General features: G+C 70.7%; 19 protein-coding genes. 4 read left to right on the forward strand and 15 right to left on the reverse strand.

Annotated elements, in window-relative coordinates:
• Positions 1-9 precede the first annotated feature (9 nt).
• The 3 genes from AC0HS0_RS14785 to AC0HS0_RS14795 all read right to left on the reverse strand — a co-directional run bounded on the left by AC0HS0_RS14785 (position 10) and on the right by AC0HS0_RS14795 (position 3,293).
• A complete protein-coding gene (locus AC0HS0_RS14785) occupies positions 10-1,479 on the reverse strand; it encodes a pyridoxal phosphate-dependent decarboxylase family protein (RefSeq protein WP_472964807.1) in 1,470 nt (489 codons plus the stop codon).
• On the reverse strand, positions 1,466-2,845 hold the full coding sequence (locus AC0HS0_RS14790; protein ID WP_472964808.1) for an MFS transporter: 1,380 nt from the start codon (positions 2,843-2,845) through the stop codon (positions 1,466-1,468). Before AC0HS0_RS14790 ends, AC0HS0_RS14785 begins: the two co-directional genes overlap by 14 nt.
• An 88-nt stretch (positions 2,846-2,933) precedes the next feature.
• Positions 2,934-3,293: a twin-arginine translocase TatA/TatE family subunit gene (locus AC0HS0_RS14795; RefSeq protein WP_472964809.1), complete on the reverse strand. Its 360-nt coding sequence runs from the start codon at positions 3,291-3,293 to the stop codon at positions 2,934-2,936.
• 82 nt (positions 3,294-3,375) lie between these two features.
• On the opposite strand from AC0HS0_RS14795, the gene AC0HS0_RS14800 reads away from it, so the two are divergent.
• Entirely contained in the window at positions 3,376-4,008 is a 633-nt protein-coding gene (locus AC0HS0_RS14800; RefSeq protein ID WP_472964810.1) for an O-methyltransferase, read from the forward strand.
• Between the two features lie 77 nt (positions 4,009-4,085).
• Here the strand turns inward: AC0HS0_RS14800 and AC0HS0_RS14805 are convergent, their stop codons facing one another.
• The 3 genes from AC0HS0_RS14805 to dapE form a co-directional block, all read right to left on the reverse strand.
• On the reverse strand, positions 4,086-4,259 hold the full coding sequence (locus tag AC0HS0_RS14805) for a DUF3117 domain-containing protein (RefSeq protein WP_021764147.1): 174 nt from the start codon (positions 4,257-4,259) through the stop codon (positions 4,086-4,088).
• 115 nt (positions 4,260-4,374) lie between these two features.
• Complete coding sequence (locus tag AC0HS0_RS14810) at positions 4,375-5,619, reverse strand: hypothetical protein (RefSeq protein WP_472964812.1); 1,245 nt, start codon at positions 5,617-5,619, stop codon at positions 4,375-4,377.
• Positions 5,588-6,670 carry a succinyl-diaminopimelate desuccinylase gene (gene dapE, locus AC0HS0_RS14815; protein ID WP_472964813.1) on the reverse strand — a complete coding sequence of 361 codons (1,083 nt, stop codon included), beginning with the start codon at positions 6,668-6,670 and terminating at the stop codon, positions 5,588-5,590. The genes AC0HS0_RS14810 and dapE overlap by 32 nt, the downstream gene beginning before the upstream one ends.
• A 17-nt stretch (positions 6,671-6,687) precedes the next feature.
• On the opposite strand from dapE, the gene dapD reads away from it, so the two are divergent.
• Positions 6,688-7,692 carry a 2,3,4,5-tetrahydropyridine-2,6-dicarboxylate N-succinyltransferase gene (dapD, locus tag AC0HS0_RS14820; protein ID WP_472964814.1) on the forward strand — a complete coding sequence of 335 codons (1,005 nt, stop codon included), beginning with the start codon at positions 6,688-6,690 and terminating at the stop codon, positions 7,690-7,692.
• An 81-nt stretch (positions 7,693-7,773) separates the two neighbouring features.
• Here dapD and AC0HS0_RS14825 read toward each other — a convergent pair whose 3' ends face one another.
• Genes AC0HS0_RS14825 through pdhA form a run of 3 tightly spaced genes read right to left on the reverse strand, consistent with a single transcriptional unit; the run spans position 7,774 to position 11,242 of the window.
• Entirely contained in the window at positions 7,774-9,111 is a 1,338-nt protein-coding gene (locus AC0HS0_RS14825) for a dihydrolipoamide acetyltransferase family protein (protein WP_472964815.1), read from the reverse strand.
• Positions 9,111-10,121 (reverse strand): alpha-ketoacid dehydrogenase subunit beta, encoded by a 1,011-nt coding sequence (locus AC0HS0_RS14830; protein ID WP_472964816.1) that lies wholly within the window; start codon positions 10,119-10,121, stop codon positions 9,111-9,113. Before AC0HS0_RS14830 ends, AC0HS0_RS14825 begins: the two co-directional genes overlap by 1 nt.
• Positions 10,118-11,242 (reverse strand): pyruvate dehydrogenase (acetyl-transferring) E1 component subunit alpha, encoded by a 1,125-nt coding sequence (pdhA, locus tag AC0HS0_RS14835; protein WP_472965003.1) that lies wholly within the window; start codon positions 11,240-11,242, stop codon positions 10,118-10,120. The genes AC0HS0_RS14830 and pdhA overlap by 4 nt, the downstream gene beginning before the upstream one ends.
• Before the next feature lie 189 nt (positions 11,243-11,431).
• Between pdhA and AC0HS0_RS14840 the strand changes: the two genes are divergently transcribed.
• Positions 11,432-11,893 (forward strand): Lrp/AsnC family transcriptional regulator, encoded by a 462-nt coding sequence (locus AC0HS0_RS14840; protein WP_472964818.1) that lies wholly within the window; start codon positions 11,432-11,434, stop codon positions 11,891-11,893.
• Between the two features lie 76 nt (positions 11,894-11,969).
• On the opposite strand, the gene AC0HS0_RS14845 is transcribed toward AC0HS0_RS14840, so the two are convergent.
• From AC0HS0_RS14845 to AC0HS0_RS14855, 3 genes are all read right to left on the reverse strand, one after another.
• Positions 11,970-14,285, reverse strand: coding sequence for a polyribonucleotide nucleotidyltransferase (locus tag AC0HS0_RS14845; protein ID WP_472964819.1), 2,316 nt, complete (start codon positions 14,283-14,285; stop codon positions 11,970-11,972).
• A gap of 313 nt (positions 14,286-14,598) precedes the next feature.
• Positions 14,599-15,357 carry a fructosamine kinase family protein gene (locus AC0HS0_RS14850; RefSeq protein ID WP_472965004.1) on the reverse strand — a complete coding sequence of 253 codons (759 nt, stop codon included), beginning with the start codon at positions 15,355-15,357 and terminating at the stop codon, positions 14,599-14,601.
• 23 nt (positions 15,358-15,380) lie between these two features.
• Positions 15,381-15,794: a VanZ family protein gene (locus AC0HS0_RS14855; protein WP_472964820.1), complete on the reverse strand. Its 414-nt coding sequence runs from the start codon at positions 15,792-15,794 to the stop codon at positions 15,381-15,383.
• Positions 15,795-15,812: 18 nt separating this feature from the next.
• On the opposite strand from AC0HS0_RS14855, the gene AC0HS0_RS14860 reads away from it, so the two are divergent.
• Positions 15,813-17,006, forward strand: a complete 1,194-nt coding sequence (locus AC0HS0_RS14860; RefSeq protein WP_472964821.1) for a low temperature requirement protein A — start codon at positions 15,813-15,815, stop codon at positions 17,004-17,006.
• Between the two features lie 17 nt (positions 17,007-17,023).
• Here AC0HS0_RS14860 and AC0HS0_RS14865 read toward each other — a convergent pair whose 3' ends face one another.
• The 3 genes from AC0HS0_RS14865 to AC0HS0_RS14875 form a co-directional block, all read right to left on the reverse strand.
• A complete protein-coding gene (locus AC0HS0_RS14865; protein WP_472964822.1) occupies positions 17,024-17,677 on the reverse strand; it encodes a lysoplasmalogenase in 654 nt (217 codons plus the stop codon).
• Between the two features lie 160 nt (positions 17,678-17,837).
• Positions 17,838-18,107 carry a 30S ribosomal protein S15 gene (gene rpsO, locus AC0HS0_RS14870; RefSeq protein ID WP_055919394.1) on the reverse strand — a complete coding sequence of 90 codons (270 nt, stop codon included), beginning with the start codon at positions 18,105-18,107 and terminating at the stop codon, positions 17,838-17,840.
• 151 nt (positions 18,108-18,258) lie between these two features.
• On the reverse strand, positions 18,259-18,867 hold the full coding sequence (locus AC0HS0_RS14875) for a TetR family transcriptional regulator (RefSeq protein WP_472964823.1): 609 nt from the start codon (positions 18,865-18,867) through the stop codon (positions 18,259-18,261).
• Positions 18,868-18,872 lie beyond the last annotated feature (5 nt).

Here is an 18,872-nt window from a genome sequence, read left to right on the forward strand (position 1 = left end):
CGACGCGGGTCAGGAGGGCTCGACGATTCGGGCGAGGAGCTCGATGAGCAGGCGCTCGGTGACCGGGCGCGGAAGCGCCTCGATCAGGGCGAGCAACGGAGCCTGGTCGTTCGGGAGGCCCGGAGCCTCGCCCGCGATCCCCACCGCCCGCAGGATGCCGGCGGCGGTGTCCGAGTCGAGCGGTCGGGCGGCGAGCGGCGGCAACGCGGCCAGCGCCGCCTCCGCGTCGACCGGCGGTGTGCCGCGCACCTCGTCGGCGGACGCGCGCAGGGCGGCTTCGAGCTCCTCGATCCTGCGTTTCGTGACCGGCGTGATCGTCAGGTGGGTCGTCGGGGCAAGTCGGGTGCCGTCCGGCTGGTCCAGCCCGGGCTGCAGCTGCAGGTGCCACCCGCGCAGGCGAGCGCGGTCGGCCCAGTGGTGCGGATCGACCCGGCGGTCGGCGGGCAGTGCGTCGTCCGTCGCCACTGCCAGCAGCGGCCCGGTGGGCGTGCCGACGACGCGCAGCCCCTCGATGTCGCCGACGATGTCGGCCAGCGCACGCGTCGCGTGCAGGCAGGCGTCGGCGAGCTCGGCGAAACCGCGGGCGCCGAGCGCTTGGATGATCGCCCACGAAGCCGCGAGAGCGCCGGCCGATTTCGACCCGAGCAGGGTCGGGTTCACGACCGGGTAGCCGGGCCAGCCGGTCGTGGCGAAGTACTGCAGTCGCTGCCGGTCGCGGCCGCGCTGCAGGAGCACGCTCGCCCCCTTGGGCGCGTAGCCGAACTTGTGGAGATCGGCGGAGACGCTGGTGACCCCGGCGACCCGGAAGTCCCACGCGGGCAGTGCCGACCCGTCGGCCTCCCGCCAGAACGGCAGGATCCACCCGCCGATGCAACCGTCGACGTGGAGGTCGACGCCCGCGTCGACGCAGGCCGTTGCCACCTCCTCCACCGGGTCGAGGGACCCGTACGGGTAGGACGGAGCGGAGACGACGGCCAGAGCGACGTCCGGCCCGAGGCGATCGATCAGCCGTCCGGCCTCCAGGCTGCCGGTGCGGGCGTCGACGGGCACGAGGTCCAGGTCGAGGCCGAAGTACTCGGCCGCCTTGTGGAAGGCGGCGTGCACGGTCACCGGAGCCACGATCCGTGGCCGGCCGGTGCCGCCCGCAGCACGCCACGCCTCCCGCGCGGTCTTGACGGCGAGGAGGCACGACTCGGTGCCGCCGGACGTCACCGTGCCGACGACCTCATCACCGCCGTGGAGGAGCTCCCTGGCGAAGCCGAGCACCTCGCGTTCCATGACGGCGACCGACGTGAAGGTGGTGGGATCGAGCCCGTTGACGGGCTGCACGAGGCGAACGGCCGCTGCAGCCAGCTCGTCGAGCTCGGCGATGCCGGAGTCGTACACATAGCTCAGCACGTGCCCGCCGTGCGTCGGCGCGTCGGCGGCGCGCAGTGCGGACAGCCGGGCGAGGATCGCGTTGCTGTCAAAGGACGTCATCGACGTCTCCCTTCCGGAGCCGGTAGCGGACGAGCGGCACGAGGCTGATCGCGACGATCGCCGCGGGGATGAGGCTGAAGGCCAGCACGATGCCTGCGACCGCGCTCGCCGGCTGGCTGACGCCCGCCGTCGCGGCCGAGGGATCCGCCGCGCCCGAGACGTAGCCGGCGATGCCGATGACGGTCGTGAACGCCGCCGCCCCGAGGGCCATCCCGGTCGTCTCCCCCGCCGTCCACATGCCGCCGAAGGTCCCGGCCCGGCCGGGCCCCTTGCTGCGGGCGTCGTGGGAGATCACATCCGGCAGCATCGACATCGGGAGGGACTGCATCCCGGCGTAGGCGGCGCCGGCGAGGGCCACCGATGCGTAGACCCACGCGCCGGGGTACCAGATCAGCAGGACCATGGACAATGCGGCGACGCCGAAGAGCACGCTCGCGATCCGGAACCCGCGCTCCTTGCCGATCCGGCGCGCCACGATCCCCCACACCGGCGTGATGACGAGCGCGGGACCGATCAGTGCGAGGAAGAGCAGCGTGACGGCGTCCTCGGAGTGCAGAACCCAGGTGGCGACATAGTTCGCCCCGGTCAGCATCATCCCCGTCGCGAGCCCCTGCAGGAGGAACGTCAGCAGGAGCGCCCGGAACGGCTGGCTGTCCCGGAGGGCGCCGATGCCGGCCGCGTAGTTGGTGCGCAGCGTCACCAGCACGCTCTCCCGCGGAGGCAGCACGGCGGCGGGTTGCTGGCGTGGCGCGACGAACGCGGAGACGAACATGCCCGCCCCGATCACGAGCCCGGCCACGAGCGCCATCACGAAGTACGCGGAGAACCCGGAGCCGCCGCCGAGCTGTCGGAGCGCCGGCCCGCCCGCTCCGAAGAGCAGGATCGCGAACGTGAGGACGACCACCCGCCAGGTGAGCAGTCGCGTGCGCTCGTCGTACCCGGCGGCCAGCTCGGCGGGGAGAGCGATGTACGGCACCTGGAACAGGCTGAACGCGGTCGCCGTGATGACGAAGGCCAGGAAGACCCACAGCGCGGACACCCCTGTCGGCGTACCGGGAGGGACCGCGAAGGTGAGCAGGAAGAACACCGGCAACGCGATGGCGCCGACCAGCATCATCCCGCGCCGGGATCCGCGTGCGGCCAGCATCCGGTCGCTGCGGGCGCCGATCACCGGATCGATGATGACGTCCCAGACTTTCGCGACCGTCACGACGGCACCCGCGACGAAGGCCGCCACACCGAGCGACTCGGTCAGGTAGTAGACGAGGACGAGCCCCGGGAGCGTCGCGAAGCCTCCTGTGCCGAGCGATCCGACGGCGTAACGGGCGACAGTCGACCGGGTCAGTGACTGCTGCGTTGCGATCATTCCCGCATCGTATTGGATGCATGGGCGTATCGGGGCGTCAGCCAGGCGACGACGCGCTGGCGACGGTGAGAGGGCTCCGTGCGACCGATCAGGTGGATTCGGCGTCGAAGGGCGGCACCGACCCGGCCGGGAGTGCGGCCTTGCGCTGCGCGTACGCCGACTGCGTCACCGGCTTGATCGCCGACGGGGCGGGGGTGTCGTCCAGGAGCGCCTCGCGGACGATCCGGCGCGGGTCGTACTGCCGCGGATCGAGCTTCTTCCAGTCGACGTCGTCGAACTCGGGGCCCATCTCTTCTTTCATGCGCGCCTTGGCGCCATTGGCGAAGTCGCGCATCGAGCGGATGAACTGGCTGAACTTGGCCGCATACTGCGGCAGGCGCTCGGGCCCGATCAGGAACGCGGCGATCACCGCGATGATGAGGAGTTTCTCCGGAGTCAGGCCGAACACACATAAAGAGTATCGCGCGCGGCTGCACGAATGCTGGATTCCGTGGGCCTATTCTGGATCGGAGCCACCCGACGGGAGAACAGTGTCAGACAAGGACTCGAACTGGAGATTCGCCGACGACGTCATCGTCGAGAGCGAGGTCATCGTACGGGCTCGCCAGCAGTCCCTCGAGCTGGGCGTCGAACCCATCGCCCCGAGCACGGGCGCGCAGGCAGCCGTCGTGGTCGCGGCGACGGCCGCCGAGAACATCGTCGAGATCGGCACCGGCGTCGGCGTCTCCGGTCTCTGGCTGCTCACCGGAGGCACGCAGGCCCAGCTGACCAGCATCGACGTCGAGGTCGACCACCAGCAGCACGCGCGCACGTTCTTCACGGAGGCCGGGATCGCCGCCAACCGGGTGCGGCTCATCACGGGACGCGCGCTCGACGTGCTCCCCCGGATGAACGAGAACTCGTACGACATCGTCTTCGTCGACGCCGACCCGCAGTCGGTGATCGAGTATGTCGAGCACGGCCTCCGGCTCGTCCGTCCGGGCGGCACCGTGCTCGTGGCCCACGCCCTCTGGCGCGGCCGGGTCGCCGACCCGGCCGCACGCGACCCGCTCGCGACCGGCTACCGCACGCTCATCACCGAGACGGCGGCCTCCGGCGCCGTCATCAGCGCACTGTCGCCCGCCGCGGACGGGCTGCTGCAGATCACCAAGCTCACGCCGTAGCGGTGCCCCGGAGACGGGATGGCTCAGACACGAAGAAGAGGCCCCGACCACGGGGCCTCTTCTTTTCGGGTCGATCCTCAGGAGGCGCTCACGACGCTCGCGAGAGCGTCGTGGAGCTCCTTGGCCTCCGCGTCATTGACGGAGACGACCAGACGTCCCCCACCTTCGAGCGGCACCCGCACGATGATGAGCCGTCCCTCCTTCACAGCCTCCATCGGCCCGTCCCCGGTCCTCGGCTTCATGGCCGCCATGCAGCTCCCCTTTCGTGGATGTCTCGTCCATTATCCGACATCCTGGGCAGACGGGGGAAATCGCCCGTCTACCCTGCGGCGCAATGGGCCGCCGGTGAGAGCGCGCAGCGTCGCATCACGGCGGCGACCAGTCGGCGCCGTCCACCCCCCAGCTGATCGCGATCCAGCCCACCTGCAGCAGCAGGCAGAGCACGACGAGCGCCACCCGGTACACGCGGCTCTTGGGAAGCGCGACGACTCCCAGCAGCGGGAACAGCGGCATCAGGATCCGGAAGGTGCTCGACTGCGGGAAGAACACCGCGAGCAGGTAGAGCGAGTAGGCGGCGATCCAGAAGCGCAGATCGACGCCGAGGCGGCGCACGGGAGGCGAGAACAGCAGCACGGCGAAGACCGCCACGATCAACAGCATTGCGACGACGCCGACCCAACCGGGGATGCCCAGCATCACGCTCGCCCACCAGTCGGCGCCCTGGAACCACGGCGTGAACGGCACGAGGTGCGTGTAGCCGATGTACGGTGCCCGCCAGGCCAGCTCGGTGTCGGTGTACGCGGTCACCGAACCGGTCGCGACCGCGGCGATCGCCGGCCAGGCCACTCCCGCTATCGCGCTGAACACGGCGAGCCCTGCGCTCAGCGCCCGCTCCCGGAGCGGGAACGGCTCGCGCCCCCTGCGCACCCACCGATAGATCACATGGAGGCCGACGGCCAGCGCGAACGCGAGCCCGCTCGGGCGTGTGAACGCCATCACCAGGACGACCGGGAACAACCAGCCGTACCGTCGTTCCACGAGCAGGAGCAGCGCCGTCGCCAGCAGCAGGAGGTAGAGCGACTCCGCGTAGGCCACCTGGAACAGCGGAGAGACCGGAGCGAAGCAGAACAGCACCACCGCGAACAGGCTGGTCGACGAGCTCAGCCCGACGCGCAGCATCAGCCGGTAGAACACCAGCGCCGCCCCGGCGGCGCACACGAGCGACACGAGGACCGCCGCCGGCGACCACGGCAGCCGGGTGACGAACATGACCGCGTCGACGAGCCACGGATAACCCGGCAGGAACGCCCAGGCGTTCTCGGTGACGTGGCCGTCGGCCACCGGCAGAGACGCGGGATACCCCCACCCGGCCACGATGTTGTACCAGAGGCCGTCCCAGATGGTCGCGTACGAGAAGTAGTCGGGGTGCGCGCCCGTCCACGGATTCTTGCCCTGGTTCGCCGCGAAGATCAGCAGGATGACGGTCGTGACGACGCGGCTGGCGAGGAAGATCGCGAGGACCCGCACCCACCACCGCGACCACCACGGCGCGGCAGGAGGGGCCGCGGCCTCCTCGGCCTCAGCGGGCGCCGGGACCGCTGAGCCAGGCACGGAGGCCCGCCTCCACCGAGACGATCTGCTCCACGTCGACGCGCTCGTCGTCGGCGTGCGCCTTGAGCGGGTCGCCCGGGCCGTAGTTGACCGCGGGGATGCCGAGCGCGCTGAACCGCGCCACGTCGGTCCAGCCGTATTTGGGCTTCGCGACGCCGCCGACCGCGGAGACGAACTCCTGCGCGAGCGGGGCGTCGAGCCCCGGGCGCGCGCCGTCCGCCCGGTCGACCACGGTGATCTCGTAGCCGTCGAACAGCTCGTGCATGTAGGCGATGGCCTCCTCCGAGCTGCGCGAGGGCGCGAACCGGTAGTTGATGTGCACCATCGCCTCGTCGGGGATGATGTTGCCCGCGACACCTCCGGAGATGCCGACGGCGTTGAGGCCCTCGCGGTACACCAGCCCGTCGACCTCCACCTCGCGGGCGGTGTAGCCGGCGAGGAGGTCGAGGACGGGCGCGATCTTGTGGATGGCGTTGTCGCCCACCCATCCGCGCGCGGAGTGCGCGCGCAGGCCGTAGGCCCGGACCTCCACGCGCAGGTTGCCGTTGCAGCCGCCCTCGACGACGCCGTTGCTGGGCTCGCCGAGGATGGCGAAGTCGCCGACGAAGAGATCAGGGCGGTTGCGGGCCAGCCGGCCGAGACCGTTCAGCTCGGCGTTGACCTCCTCATGGTCGTACCACATCCACGTCACGTCGATCGCAGGGTCGGTCAGCTCGGCCGCGAGTTTGAGCTGCACGGCGACGCCGGCCTTCATGTCGACGGTGCCGCGGCCCCACAGGTAGCGGACGCCCCCCTCGTCTTCGAAGCGGGTCGGCAGGTTGGCGTTGAGCGGGACGGTGTCGATGTGCCCCGCGATCACAGCGCGGCGCTCGCGACCGAGGTTCGTGCGCGCGACGACGGTGTCGCCGTCGCGGATGATCTCCAGGTGCGGCAGCGGCGACAGCGCCTCGACGATGGCGTCGGCGAGCGTCTGCTCGTCGCCCGAGACCGACTCGATGTCGCAGATCTGTCGCGTGAGGTCGATGGACGTGGCGGTGAGGTCGAGAGGCACCCTACTAATCTAGGGCTATGCCTTCCGACTTTCCTGACGAGTCCGTCGCGTCCCCCGACGAGGGCGGCGCCGACGCCCGCTCCGCGTGGGGCTACGGCCTGGCGACCATCGCCGCGGACGGGACGGTGCTCGACACCTGGTTCCCCGAGCCGAAGCTCGGGAGCATCCCTGCCGGGCGCGAGCGCTGGATCGCGCCCGCCGAGCTCGAGGAACTCGCGGGCGACGACGCGCGCCGCAATGTGCGCATCGACATCGTGACCGTGGAGATCGAGTTCGACGCGTCCCCGGCCTCCACCCCGGACGCGTACCTGCGACTCCATCTGCTGTCGCACCTCCTGGCTCGCCCGAACACGGTGAACCTCGACGGGATCTTCGCCCATCTGCCGATCGTGGCCTGGACCAACGCGGGACCAGTGCTCCCTGCCGATCTCGACCGGCTGCGACCGCGACTGCAGCGGGCGGGCATCCATGTGACCGGCATCGACAAGTTCCCGCGCCTGCTCGACTACGTGACGCCCGACCGGGTGCGCATCGCCGACGCCTCCCGCGTGCGACTCGGCGCGCACCTCGCCCCCGGTACCACCGTGATGCACGAGGGCTTCGTCAACTTCAACGCGGGAACGCTGGGCTCGTCGATGGTCGAGGGCCGCATCTCGCAGGGCGTCGTGGTCGGCGACGGCTCCGACATCGGCGGTGGCGCCTCCATCATGGGCACGCTCTCGGGCGGAGGCACGCAGCGCGTCGCGATCGGCGAGCGCGCCCTGCTCGGCGCGAACTCCGGCATCGGCATCTCGATCGGCGACGACACCGTCGTGGAGGCCGGCCTCTACGTGACGGCGGGCACCAAGGTGGTCGTGGTCGATTCCGCGCCGACCGCCGACGGACGCCCGCAGACGGTCAAGGCGGTCGAACTCTCCGGCGTGCCCGGTCTGCTGTTCCGCCGCAACTCCCTCACCGGCGCCGTGGAGGTCCTCCGCCGCTCCGGCACCGGAGTCGAGCTGAACTCCGCGCTGCACGCCTGACCCGATCGCCGAGGGGCACGTCGTTGTCGCTTTTCGGCGCGAAAAGTGACAACGACGTGCCCCTCGGCGGTGGTGCGGCGCTCAGACGAGGGTGAGGACGGACGCGGGGTCCGCGAGAATCCGGCCGATATCGGCCAGGAAGCGCGAGCCCTGCTCGCCGTCGACGATGCGATGGTCGAAGGTGACGGCGAGCGTCAGCACGTCGCGCAGGGCGATCCCGCCGTCGTGCTCCCACGGCTGACGGCGCACAGCGCCCACCGCGAGGATGGCGGCCTCCCCCGGCGTCAGGATCGGCGTGCCCGCATCGACGCCGAAAACGCCGACGTTCGTGATGGTGATCGACCCTCCGGTGAGCGCGGCCGGCGGCGTCTTCCCCGACCGGGCAGTGGTGGCCAGCTCGCGGATGGCGCCCGAGAGTTCGGCGAGCGAGAGCCCGTCGGCGTCGCGGATGACCGGCACCATCAAGCCGCGCGGCGTCGCTGCGGCGATCCCGAGGTGGATGGCCCGGGGCTGCACGATCTCCTGCGCCGCCTCGTCCCAGCGCGAGTTCACTTCGGGCGTCCGACGCGCGGCGAGGCACAGCGCCTTGGCGACCACCGCGAGCAGCCCGGGCCGGGTCTCCGCCAGGTCGGGACGCGCGCGCAGCCGCTCGACGAGCTCCATCGTCGGGGTCACGTCGACCGTCAGGAACACGGTGGCCTGCGGTGCGCCGAAGGCGCTGCGGACCATCGCCTCGGCCGTCGCCTTGCGCACGCCGCGGATCGGGATGCGGACCTCGTCCTGGGCCTCCCGGTTCGCTGCCGCGGTAAGGGGCGCAGCGGTCGTCGTCGACGTCTGATAGGCGTCGAGGTCGGCGCGCGTGACGATGCCGCGCTCGCCCGTCCCGGTGACCGCAGCGAGGTCGATGCCCCGCTCGCGGGCGAGCTTGCGCACCGGCGGAGTCGAACGCGGACGCTCGTGCACCTCGGTCGCCTGCACGACGGCGGGCGCGACCGGTTCAGCAACGGCGACAGTCTCCGTTGCGACGTTCGGGGCCATCCCCGGCCGTGCTCGGCGAGCCGGCCTCCCCTGAGCATCGGGACGCGCGCCGTAGCCGACGAGCATCGGCTCGCGAGCCTCCTCGGGCGCGGCGGCGGAGGCTGCTGCGGCCTCGGGAGCCGGCTCGCCGCCCGGGGCTCCCGCCACCTCGAACGCCAGCAACGGCTCCCCCACCGTGACAGTGACGCCCGGCTCCACGTACAGCCGCGACACCGTGCCCTCGTACGGCGCGGGCAGCTCCACGAGCGCCTTGGCGGTCTCCACCTCGGCGATGATCTGATTCAGCCGCACCGTGTCGCCCACGGCGACATGCCAGCTCACCAGCTCCGACTCGGTCAGTCCCTCGCCGAGATCCGGGAGGGCGAAGTCCTTGACCGCCATCAGTCCTCCACTCCGCTGAGCGAGTTCGGCCGGTCCATCGCGCGGTCGATGCCGTCGAGGATGCGGTCGAGGTCGGGCAGGTGCGCGGCCTCCAGCTTGGCGGCCGGGTACGGGATGTCGTGGCCGGTGATGCGCACGGGCGCGTGCTCGAGGTGGTAGAAGCAGCGCTCGGTGATCGACGCCGATATCTCGGCGCCCAGTCCCCCGGACAGCGCGGCCTCGTGGGTGACGACCAGACGGCCGGTCTTGCGCACGGAAGCGGCCACCGTGTCGAGGTCGAGCGGCGAGAGGGAGCGCAGGTCGATGACCTCCACCGACACGCCTTCGTCGGCCGCGGCCAGCGAGGCGTCGGTCGCGAGCTGCACCAGGCCGCCGTAGGTCACCAGGGTCACGTCGCTGCCGGGGGCGACGACGCGCGCCGTCCCCATCGGGCGGGCGTCCTGCAGCGCGGCCTCCTCGTCGACGTCGCCCTTCGCGTGGTAGCGGCGCTTGGGCTCGAAGAACAGCACGGGGTCGTCGGAGGCGATCGCCTGCTGGATGAGCGTGTACGCGTCCTGCGGGGTGGAGGGGCTCACGACCCGTAGACCCGCGGTGTGGGCGAAGTAGGCCTCCGGCGAGTCGGAGTGGTGCTCGGCCGCGCCGATGCCGCCCGCGAACGGCACCCGGATCGTGATGGGCATGCGGACGGCGCCCGCCGTGCGGTAGTGCATGCGCGCGACCTGGCTGACGATCTGGTCGAACGCCGGGTAGATGAAGCCGTCGAACTGGATCTCGACGACCGGCCGCAACCCGCGGTACGCCATCCCGACGGCTGTGCCGAGGATGCCCGACTCCGCGAGCGGCGAGTCCATGACCCGTCGCGGACCGAACTCGGTCTGGAGGCCGTCCGTCACGCGGAACACGCCGCCGAGGGTGCCGATGTCCTCCCCCATCAGCACGACGCGGTCGTCGTCGGCCAGCGAGCGGCGGAGGCCGGCGTTGATGGCCTTGACCATGGTGAGCGCGCTCATCGGTCACCGCCCACGAACGTGCGCAGGTAGCGCGAATAGTGGTCCCGCTCCCGGGCGAGCCCGGTATGCGGTTCTGCGTAGACGTTGTCGAAGACCGTCATCGGGTCGGGATCCTGGAGCGAGACGACGCCCTTGCGCATCTCGGAGGCGACCGCGTCGGCGTGCTCCTGGATCGCGGTGAGGCGTTCGGGGGTGAGCATCCCGGCGGAGGCGAGGTGCGCCTCCAGCCGGGCGATCGGGTCTTTGCCGCGCCAGTCGTCGAGCTCGGCCGGGTCGCGGTAGCGGCTCGGGTCGTCGGCGGTCGTGTGCGGACCCATCCGGTAGGTGACCGCCTCGATGAAGGTCGGGCCGCCTCCGCTGCGGGCGCGGTCGAGCGCGGATCGCGTCACGGCCATGACCGCGAGCACGTCGTTGCCGTCGACGCGCACGCTCGGGACGCCGAAGCCCGGGGCGCGCTCGGCGATCGGGCGCTGGGCCTGGAGGCCGACCGGCTCCGAGATCGCGTACTGGTTGTTCTGGCAGAAGAAGATGACCGGGGCGGCGTAGGTCGCGGCGAAGATCAGGGCCTCATTGACATCGCCCTCGGAGGTCGCACCGTCGCCGAAGTACGCGATCGAGGCCGCGTCGGTGCCGTCGGCCTGGATGCCGATGGCGTAGCCGGTGGCGTGCAGGGTCTGCGCGCCGATGATGACCTGCGGGGTCGCCATGTTGATGTCGTACGGGTTCCAGCCGCTCTGGGTGGTGCCGCGCCAGACGCGCAGGAGGTCGACGAGGCCGGCGCCGCGGCAGTACGCCACGCCGTGCTCGCGGTAGCTGGAGAAGACGAAGTCGTCGCGGCGGAGGGCGCGGCCCGAGCCGATCTGGGAGGCCTCCTGGCCGAGGAGCGGCGGCCACAGGCCCAGCTCGCCCTGACGCTGCAGGGCGGTCGCCTCGGCGTCGATGCGGCGGATGACGACCATGTCCTCGTAGAGGCCGAGGAGCTGCTCGGGTCCGATGTCGGAGACCCAGGCGTCGAAGCGGACGTCGCTGATGCGCTCGCCCTCAGGAGTCAGCAGCCGGACGGTGTCCGCGCCTGCCGGGAGGTGGACGTCGTCCAGTCTGGTGTCGGGCTGATTGTCGATCGTCACGGTTCACGCAACCTTCACTCTCGCGTCCGGCCCGCCCGCTTGTGGCGCGCACGACCGGCTTCCGGCCTCCTTGCCGGAATTGCTTGAAAGGCTACGCTCCCCGTTCAGCGCGCACAACCAACGGCGTGTCGACCGTGCACACTGCACTATCGGCGCGTGCGCGGAGGTGCTAGCTTTCACAGTATGCGCACGTTCGACAGCACCGACCGACGCATCCTCGTCGCCCTCGCCGACGACCCGCGGTCGACCAACGTCTCCCTCGCCGATCGCCTCGGTCTGAGCCGCAACACGGTGCAGGCGCGGGTGGCCGAGCTCGAGCGCAACGGCGCCTTCCTCTCGTTCGAGCGCCGCATCTCGGCGACGGCTGCCGGCTTCCCGCTCGCGGCATTCGTGACGGTGCACGTGCAGCAGCAGAAGCTCGCGGAGATCGTCGAGCACCTGGCCGGGATCCCCGAGATCGTGCAGGCGCACGGGCTCTCCGGGCCCTCCGATCTGCTGCTGCGGGTCGTCTGCACCGACGCGGAGGACTTGTTCCGGATCACCGGCGCCATCCAGTCGACCGACGGCGTCGTGCGCGCGGAGACCTCCCTCGACATGGGCGAGCTCATCCCCTACCGCCTGCGGCCGCTGCTCACCCGCGACTGAGCGGCGCCAGCCGGGGCAGGAACGGCGAAGGCCGCGCCGACTGTGTCGGCGCGGCCTTCGCGTGCGGGGCGGGAGCTCAGCTCTCCACGGGAGCCGGAGCGCCCTCGGCGGGCTCGCTCGGGCCCTCGGAGGCCGCGTCGCGGCCCTGGGTGTCCGCCTCTCCGGCGAGCACCGGCGCGAGCGACAGCTTTCCGCGGTCGTCGATCTTGGTGATCTCGACCAGGATCTTCTGGCCGACACCGAGCACGTCCTCCACGTTCTCGACGCGCTTGCCACCGGCGAGCTTGCGCACCTCGGAGATGTGCAGCAGGCCGTCCTTGCCGGGCAGCAGCGAGATGAACGCACCGAACGCGGCGATCTTGACGACGGTTCCGAGGAACTGCTCGCCCACCTCCGGGTTCGTCGGGTTCGCGATCGCGTTGACCTGGGCGCGGGCCGCCTCGGCCGACGGGCCGTCGGTGGCGCCGATGTAGACGGTGCCGTCCTCCTCGATGGAGATGTCGGCGCCGGTCTCGTCCTGGATGGCGTTGATCGTCTTGCCCTTCGGGCCGATCAGCTCGCCGATCTTGTCGACCGGGATCTGGACCGAGATCACGCGCGGCGCGGTCGGAGCCATCTCGTCGGGGGCGTCGATCGCGGCGTTCAGCACGCTGAGGATGGTCGTGCGAGCATCCTTGGCCTGCTTGAGCGCACCGGCCAGGACCGACGACGGGATGCCGTCGAGCTTGGTGTCGAGCTGGATCGCGGTGACGAACTCGCTGGTGCCGGCGACCTTGAAGTCCATGTCGCCGAGCGCGTCCTCTGCGCCCAGGATGTCGGTGAGGGCCGCGTAGCGGGCCTCACCGTCGATGACGTCGGAGATCAGACCCATCGCGATGCCGGCGACCGGGGCGCGCAGCGGCACACCGGCGTTCAGCAGCGACAGGGTGGAGGCGCAGACCGAGCCCATCGAGGTCGAGCCGTTCGAGCTCAGGGCCTCGGACACCTGCCGGATCGCGTACGGGAACTCCTCGCGGGTCGGCAGAACCGGCACGAGCGCGCGCTCGGCCAGGAAGCCGTGCCCGATCTCTCGACGCTTCGGCGAACCCACACGGCCGGTCTCACCGGTCGAGTAGGGCGGGAAGTTGTAGTGGTGCAGGTAGCGCTTCTTGGTGACCGGCGACAGCGAGTCGATCTGCTGCTCCATCTTGAGCATGTTCAGCGTGGTGACGCCCAGGATCTGGGTCTCGCCACGCTGGAAGATCGCCGAGCCGTGGACGCGCGGGATGACCTGCACCTCGGCGTCGAGCGGACGGATGTCGGTCAGGCCACGGCCGTCGATGCGGATGCCCTCGCGCAGCACACGGCCGCGCATGACCACCTTCGACACCGACTTGTACGCCGCGGAGAACTGCGTGAGCACCTCCGCGTCGAGCACACCGGCCTCCACCTTCTCGGTGAGGGCGACCTTGACGCGCTCCTTGAGGGCGTCGTCGGCGTTCTGGCGCTCGATCTTGTCGGCGATCTGGTAGACGTTCACGAGCTCGTCGTAGGCGAGGCCCGCGACGTTGTCGTAGGTGTCCTGCGAGTAGGGCAGGAACACCGGGTAGTCGGCGATCGCCTTCGCGGACTGCGAGGCGAGGACCGTCTGCGCACCCACCAGCTGGCGGATGAACGGCTTGGCGGCCTCCAGACCCTGGGCGACGACCTCCTCGTTCGGCTTGACAGCGCCGGCCTGGATCAGGTTCCAGCTGCCCTCGGTGGCCTCCGCCTCGACCATCATGATCGCGACGTCGCCCTCGGAGCCGTCTTCGTTGGTGAGGACGCGGCCTGCGACGACGAGGTCGAACACGGCCTCCTCGAGCTGCGAAGCCTTCGGGAACGCGATCCACTGGTCTTCGTGCTGGCCGTTGCCCGGGATGAGCGCGAGGCGCACACCGGCGATCGGGCCGGAGAAGGGCAGACCGGAGATCTGCGTGGAGGCGCTGGCCGCGTTGATGGCCAGAGCGTCGTAGAACTCGTCCGGCGCGATGCTGAGGACGGTGATGACGATCTGGACCTCGTTGCGGAGGCCGTCGACGAACGACGGACGCAGCGGGCGGTCGATCAGGCGGCAGACCAGGATCGCCTCGGTCGAAGGGCGGCCCTCACGACGGAAGAACGAACCGGGGATCTTGCCGGCGGCGTACGAGCGCTCCTCGACGTCGACGGTCAGCGGGAAGAAGTCGAAGTTGTCCTTCGGGTGCTTGCTGGCGCTCGTCGCGCTCAGCAGCATGGTCTCCTCGTCGAGGTAGGCGGCGACGGCGCCCTGCGCCTGCTGGGCGAGGCGTCCGGTCTCGAACCGGACGGTGCGGGTGCCGAAGCGTCCATTGTCGAGGACCGCTTCGGCGAACTTGATTTCGGGACCTTCCAAGAGGTCTTTCTCCTTTGTTTAACGTCGCAGCCCCGTCTGGGCGCGACTCCACAGTGCTCCCGTGAACAAGACGGACACGGTGAGCGAAGGAGCGAGCAGGCAGTTCGACACGGCTGTCCGTGTACGCGGCATCCCATGCGGGTGCGTGGGCTGAGCCCGTCTGGCCATCAGTAGAAATACACGGTTACGTCTGCGACGCATCCGGATACCACCACCGAGGACCAGCTCCTGCCAGCCTGCTCCACCAGTCGGCATTCCGCCGACCACCGGAATCCTATCAGTGATGCCGGTGGAGACGCTCGAATTCGCCGGATCAGAGGGCGAGCGTCGCGCGCGCCGCGTCGGCCAGCGCCGCGCCGTACGACGGGCCGTGGCCGGCGGCGTGAACGGCGAGCGGGTGCAACTGGTGCAGCGGGACGCGGTCTCGCCAGCCGGTGCGGAGCGGGTGCGCCTCGTCGTACGCGGCGACGATGTGATCGAGGTGGGGCGCACCGAACAGGCCGAGCATCGCGAGGTCGGTCTCGCGGTGTCCGCCGTGCGCCGCCGGGTCGATGAGGACCACGCCGTCCGGCGACCACAGCACGTTGCCGTTCCAGAGATCGCCGTGGAGGCGCGCGGGCGGCTCGCCGTCGTCGAAGTCGCCGGCCTCCACGCGGTCGAGCGCCTCCTCCACCAGGCGACGCTGGCGCGAGGCGAGGTTGCCGGCCGCCTCGGCGGGGTCGAGGTAGGGGCGGACGCGGTCGCGGGCGTAGAAGCGGCCCCAGGTCGATTCGTGCGCGACCGGCAGTGGGCGACGGCCGATGAAGAGCGGGCCGGCCCAGCCGTCGGGCGGGGCGCCGAAGGCGGCGGCTCCCGCCGCGTGGGTCGCGGCCAGCGCGGCGCCGAAGGCACGGGCAACGGCGGCGGTCGGGCGGCTGGCGTCGACGTGCTCGAGCTCGATGCGGCCGGGTCCGACATCCGCGACGTGGACGATGCGTGCGCCGCCGTGGCGCTCGGCCGCGGCGAGCCAGCGGAGCCCCGCGGCCTCCGCCTCGAAGAAGAGGGCGGGCGCGTCCGGGCGATTCTTCACGATCGTGCGCACGGGGTCCACGGTACTCAGGCGGCGCTCGACCGTGGGCGGGATGCCACCAGCACGATGCCGACACCGATGATCGCGCCCAGGCTGTTGGCGATGATGTCCCGGGCATCGCTGAACCGCGCCGGCTCGAAGAGCTGGATGAACTCGATCGTCAGCGACGCCCCGACGCCGAGCGAGAGGGCGAGCCAACGCCGGCCGCGGCCGAGCAGTAGGGCGAGGAGCACGCCCATCGGTACGAACATCAGGATGTTCGCCGTGAACTCGACGACGCCGAAGTCGATCCACGCGAGCGCCGGCGTGGCCGCGAACGCCGCGAACAGCCCCTCCAGGAAGGCATTGCGCTTCGGGTCGGCGGGGAACGGATTCAGCGTGATCCAGGCGACCGCCAGCAGGTAGAGCCCGGTGACGGCGAGGAGGAGACGATGGCGCATCCTCCTATGCTTGCGCACATGAGCATCGCCTTCCGTGTCCCGATGTCCGGTCGCTCGACCGATGAGGAGCACCGCGTCTCCAGCCCGCTGGAGCTGCTCTTCGATCTCACCTTCGTCGTCGCGATCGCCCAGGTGTCCGCGCAGCTCGCCCACGCGAGCGAGCAGGGACACGTTCTGGAGAAGCTCGGCCCCTTCCTGATGGTCTTCTTCGCCATCTGGTGGGCGTGGATGAACTTCACCTGGTTCGCCTCCGCGTACGACACCGACGACGTGCCGTACCGGCTCGTGACGCTCCTGCAGATGGGCGGCGTCCTGGTGCTCGCGGCGGGCGTCCCCGCCGCGTTCGAGCGGGCGGATTTCACCGCCATCATCATCGGCTACGTCATCATGCGGCTGGCGATGGTCGCTCAATGGGTGCGGGCGGCGATCGAACACCCGGACGGTCGCGCGACCGCGATCCGGTACGCGGTGGGGATCGCTGCGGTGCAGGTGCTCTGGATCGCGTGGGGGTTCCTCCCCGTCGAGTGGAAGCTGTGGACGTTCCTGCTCGCGGCCCTCCTGGAGCTGCTCGTGCCCATCTGGGCGGAGCGGCCGGGGATGACCTCCTGGCACCCGCACCACATCGCCGAACGCTATGGGCTGTTCACGATCATCGTGCTGGGCGAATCGGTCTCGGCGTCAGCGATCGGAGTACAGAGCGGTCTCGCGGCCCACGGCGTCTCGGCGGCGCTGGTCGTCATCGCCGCGGCGGGACTGGTGCTGCTGTTCGCACTGTGGTGGCTGTACTTCCTCGAGCCGGCGGCGGAAGGCCTCCAGACGAATCGCAACAGGTCGTTCTACTGGGGCTACGGCCACTACTTCGTGTTCGCGTCCCTGGCCGCGCTCGGCGCCGGGCTGGAGGTCGCGGTGCAGCGCGGCGCAGCGCACGCCCACGTCTCGGACATCGCCGTCGAATACGCCGTCGCCGTGCCCGTGGTGGTGTTCCTGATCATGCTGTACGTACTGCACATGCCGCTGGTCCCGGAGGTCGTCATCCGGCCGCTGAAGACGGGCATCGCGGTGCTGCTGGTGCTGGCCGCGCCACTGGCCTCCCCGGTGATCGGGCTGGCCGGCGTCACAGTGGTGATCGCTCTCGTCGCCGGCGCGCTCGTCGCAGCCACCCTGGTGGACCGCAGCGTGGCGGCGAAGCGGGCGACATCGACCGGGAACTGACTCCGGGCTGACCCTGGTCAGGCGAGCGACGGCACCGCCACCACCGCACGCGCGCGCCGCACGACGCCCCAGCAGATCAAGCCCTGCGCGGCGACGTAGGTGAGCATGATGGCGAAGTCGGCCTGCGGCAGCGCGAAGCCGGGGAGGAACCGATCGAGCCCCAGGAAGCTGTCGGAGACCACGAAGAGGGCCGCGCCCGTCGCGATCCACGGTGAGCACGCCGACCCGGTGATGCCGAGCGCGGCCAGCGCGGCGCCGTATAGGGCCAACGGGACGAGCAGGCCTCCCGCGTGCGGCGCCAGCGCGCCCAGGAGCCCGGCGAACCACAGCAGATAGGCGGCCGACCACCATCGCGGCAGTCGTCGCACGCGCATCCGCCGCGCGAACAGCACGATGTAGGCCACGTGGCCGAGCAGGAAGAACGCAAGCCCGACGACGAAGCCGGGTCCGGCATCCATCAACGAGAGGTCGCCCAGCCAGCCGAACAGGATGCCGAGTGACGCGAGGACCACGGTCTCCCCGCGACGGCTCGGCAGCGCGAGCAGGAGGGCGAGCAGCAGCGCAGGCATGAGCAGCGGTTTGGTGACGGTGACGAGCGCGTCAGCCCCGGCTACGACCGCGATGAGGTGGGTAATGCCGACGACGATGTACGGCAGGAACGGGAGTGCCACGGAGCGAGACTAGTGCCAGATTTGCGGCAAATGACGCGAAAGAGCGCCGCTGACGCCACATTTGCCGCAAATCTCGCGCGCGCCGGAGACGCGGAACGGGCCGCCACCCGGAGGTGACGGCCCGTTCGCAAGAAGATCGCGTTGTCGATCGACGCTGTCTTTATCGACGCAGCCCCAGGCGCTCGATGAGGGCGCGGTAGCGGTTGATGTCGATGTCCGACAGGTAGCCGAGCAGGCGGCGACGCTGACCGACCAGGAGAAGCAGGCCACGACGCGAGTGGTGGTCGTGCTTGTGCTCCTTGAGGTGCTCGGTGAGGTCCTTGATCCGCTTGGTCAGGATGGCGACCTGAACCTCGGGGGATCCGGTGTCACCGGGGTGGGTAGCGTACTCGTCGATGATCGCCTTCTTGGTCTCTGCATCCAGTGCCATAGAGGGGATCCCCTTTCTCTCGTTGCGCGGTGCCCGGGGCCGTATGCCTGGGCTCTCTTTATCCGCGGCCGTTTGACGGCAACCGGAATAGCTTACCAGAGAGACGGGCCTTCAACCGCGGGGCCGGGCTCGACGAAACCGGGGTCCCCGCTCAGTCGGGCAGCCCCCGCAGCACCTCGTCGAGCGCCGCGACCGCAGTCGCCGCCGGGTCGTCGTCGGCGCCGCGCACCGCCCACCACAGCAGCGCGGAGAAGTTCGCCGAGCTGATCGCGTCGGCGAGCACCTGGGCGCGGAGGCCGTCGGCCTCCACCCCGAGCCGGTGCGCGACGAACCGGGCCAGGATGTCGTGGTTCGCGCCGAGCCGGGTGACGCCGAACCCGATCAGGGCGGGGTCGGAGGCCATCAGCCGCAGCCGGAGCCTGGTCGCCTCGATGTGCTCGGCGTCGAGGTCGAGGGACTCGGTCATGGCGCGGGCGATCACGTCGCGCGCGGACTCGTCGGGGGTGGCGGCCTCCAGCACCGCGCGCATGCGCCCGACCACGGGCTCGAGGCCTCCCCAGACCAGGTCGGGCTTCGACGGGAAGTAGCGGAACAGCGTGCGTCGGCCGATTCCCGCGGCGGCCGCGATCTCGTCCATCGTGGTCGCGTCGTAGCCGTGCTCGGCGAAGTGGCGGAGCGCCAGCAGGGCGACCCGGTCGGGGTCGACGTCGGCGGGGCGGCCGCGTCGGCGCGGGGTGGTCTCAGCTTCCAGCGAACTCATGGTCT

Source organism: Leifsonia sp. PARNA 1/14 (assembly GCF_055720965.1).

What these genes read in the sequence shown, in the direction of transcription:
- AC0HS0_RS14785 (WP_472964807.1), bottom strand. Translation starts at nt 1,479, where the DNA reads ATGACGTCCTTTGACAGCAACGCGATCCTCGCCCGGCTGTCCGCACTG.
- AC0HS0_RS14790 (WP_472964808.1), bottom strand. Translation starts at nt 2,845, where the DNA reads ATGATCGCAACGCAGCAGTCACTGACCCGGTCGACTGTCGCCCGTTAC.
- AC0HS0_RS14805 (WP_021764147.1), bottom strand. Translation starts at nt 4,259, where the DNA reads ATGGCGGCCATGAAGCCGAGGACCGGGGACGGGCCGATGGAGGCTGTG.
- dapD (WP_472964814.1), top strand. Translation starts at nt 6,688, where the DNA reads ATGCCTTCCGACTTTCCTGACGAGTCCGTCGCGTCCCCCGACGAGGGC.
- AC0HS0_RS14825 (WP_472964815.1), bottom strand. Translation starts at nt 9,111, where the DNA reads ATGGCGGTCAAGGACTTCGCCCTCCCGGATCTCGGCGAGGGACTGACC.
- AC0HS0_RS14830 (WP_472964816.1), bottom strand. Translation starts at nt 10,121, where the DNA reads ATGAGCGCGCTCACCATGGTCAAGGCCATCAACGCCGGCCTCCGCCGC.
- AC0HS0_RS14840 (WP_472964818.1), top strand. Translation starts at nt 11,432, where the DNA reads ATGCGCACGTTCGACAGCACCGACCGACGCATCCTCGTCGCCCTCGCC.
- AC0HS0_RS14855 (WP_472964820.1), bottom strand. Translation starts at nt 15,794, where the DNA reads ATGCGCCATCGTCTCCTCCTCGCCGTCACCGGGCTCTACCTGCTGGCG.
- AC0HS0_RS14860 (WP_472964821.1), top strand. Translation starts at nt 15,813, where the DNA reads ATGAGCATCGCCTTCCGTGTCCCGATGTCCGGTCGCTCGACCGATGAG.
- rpsO (WP_055919394.1), bottom strand. Translation starts at nt 18,107, where the DNA reads ATGGCACTGGATGCAGAGACCAAGAAGGCGATCATCGACGAGTACGCT.
- AC0HS0_RS14875 (WP_472964823.1), bottom strand. Translation starts at nt 18,867, where the DNA reads ATGAGTTCGCTGGAAGCTGAGACCACCCCGCGCCGACGCGGCCGCCCC.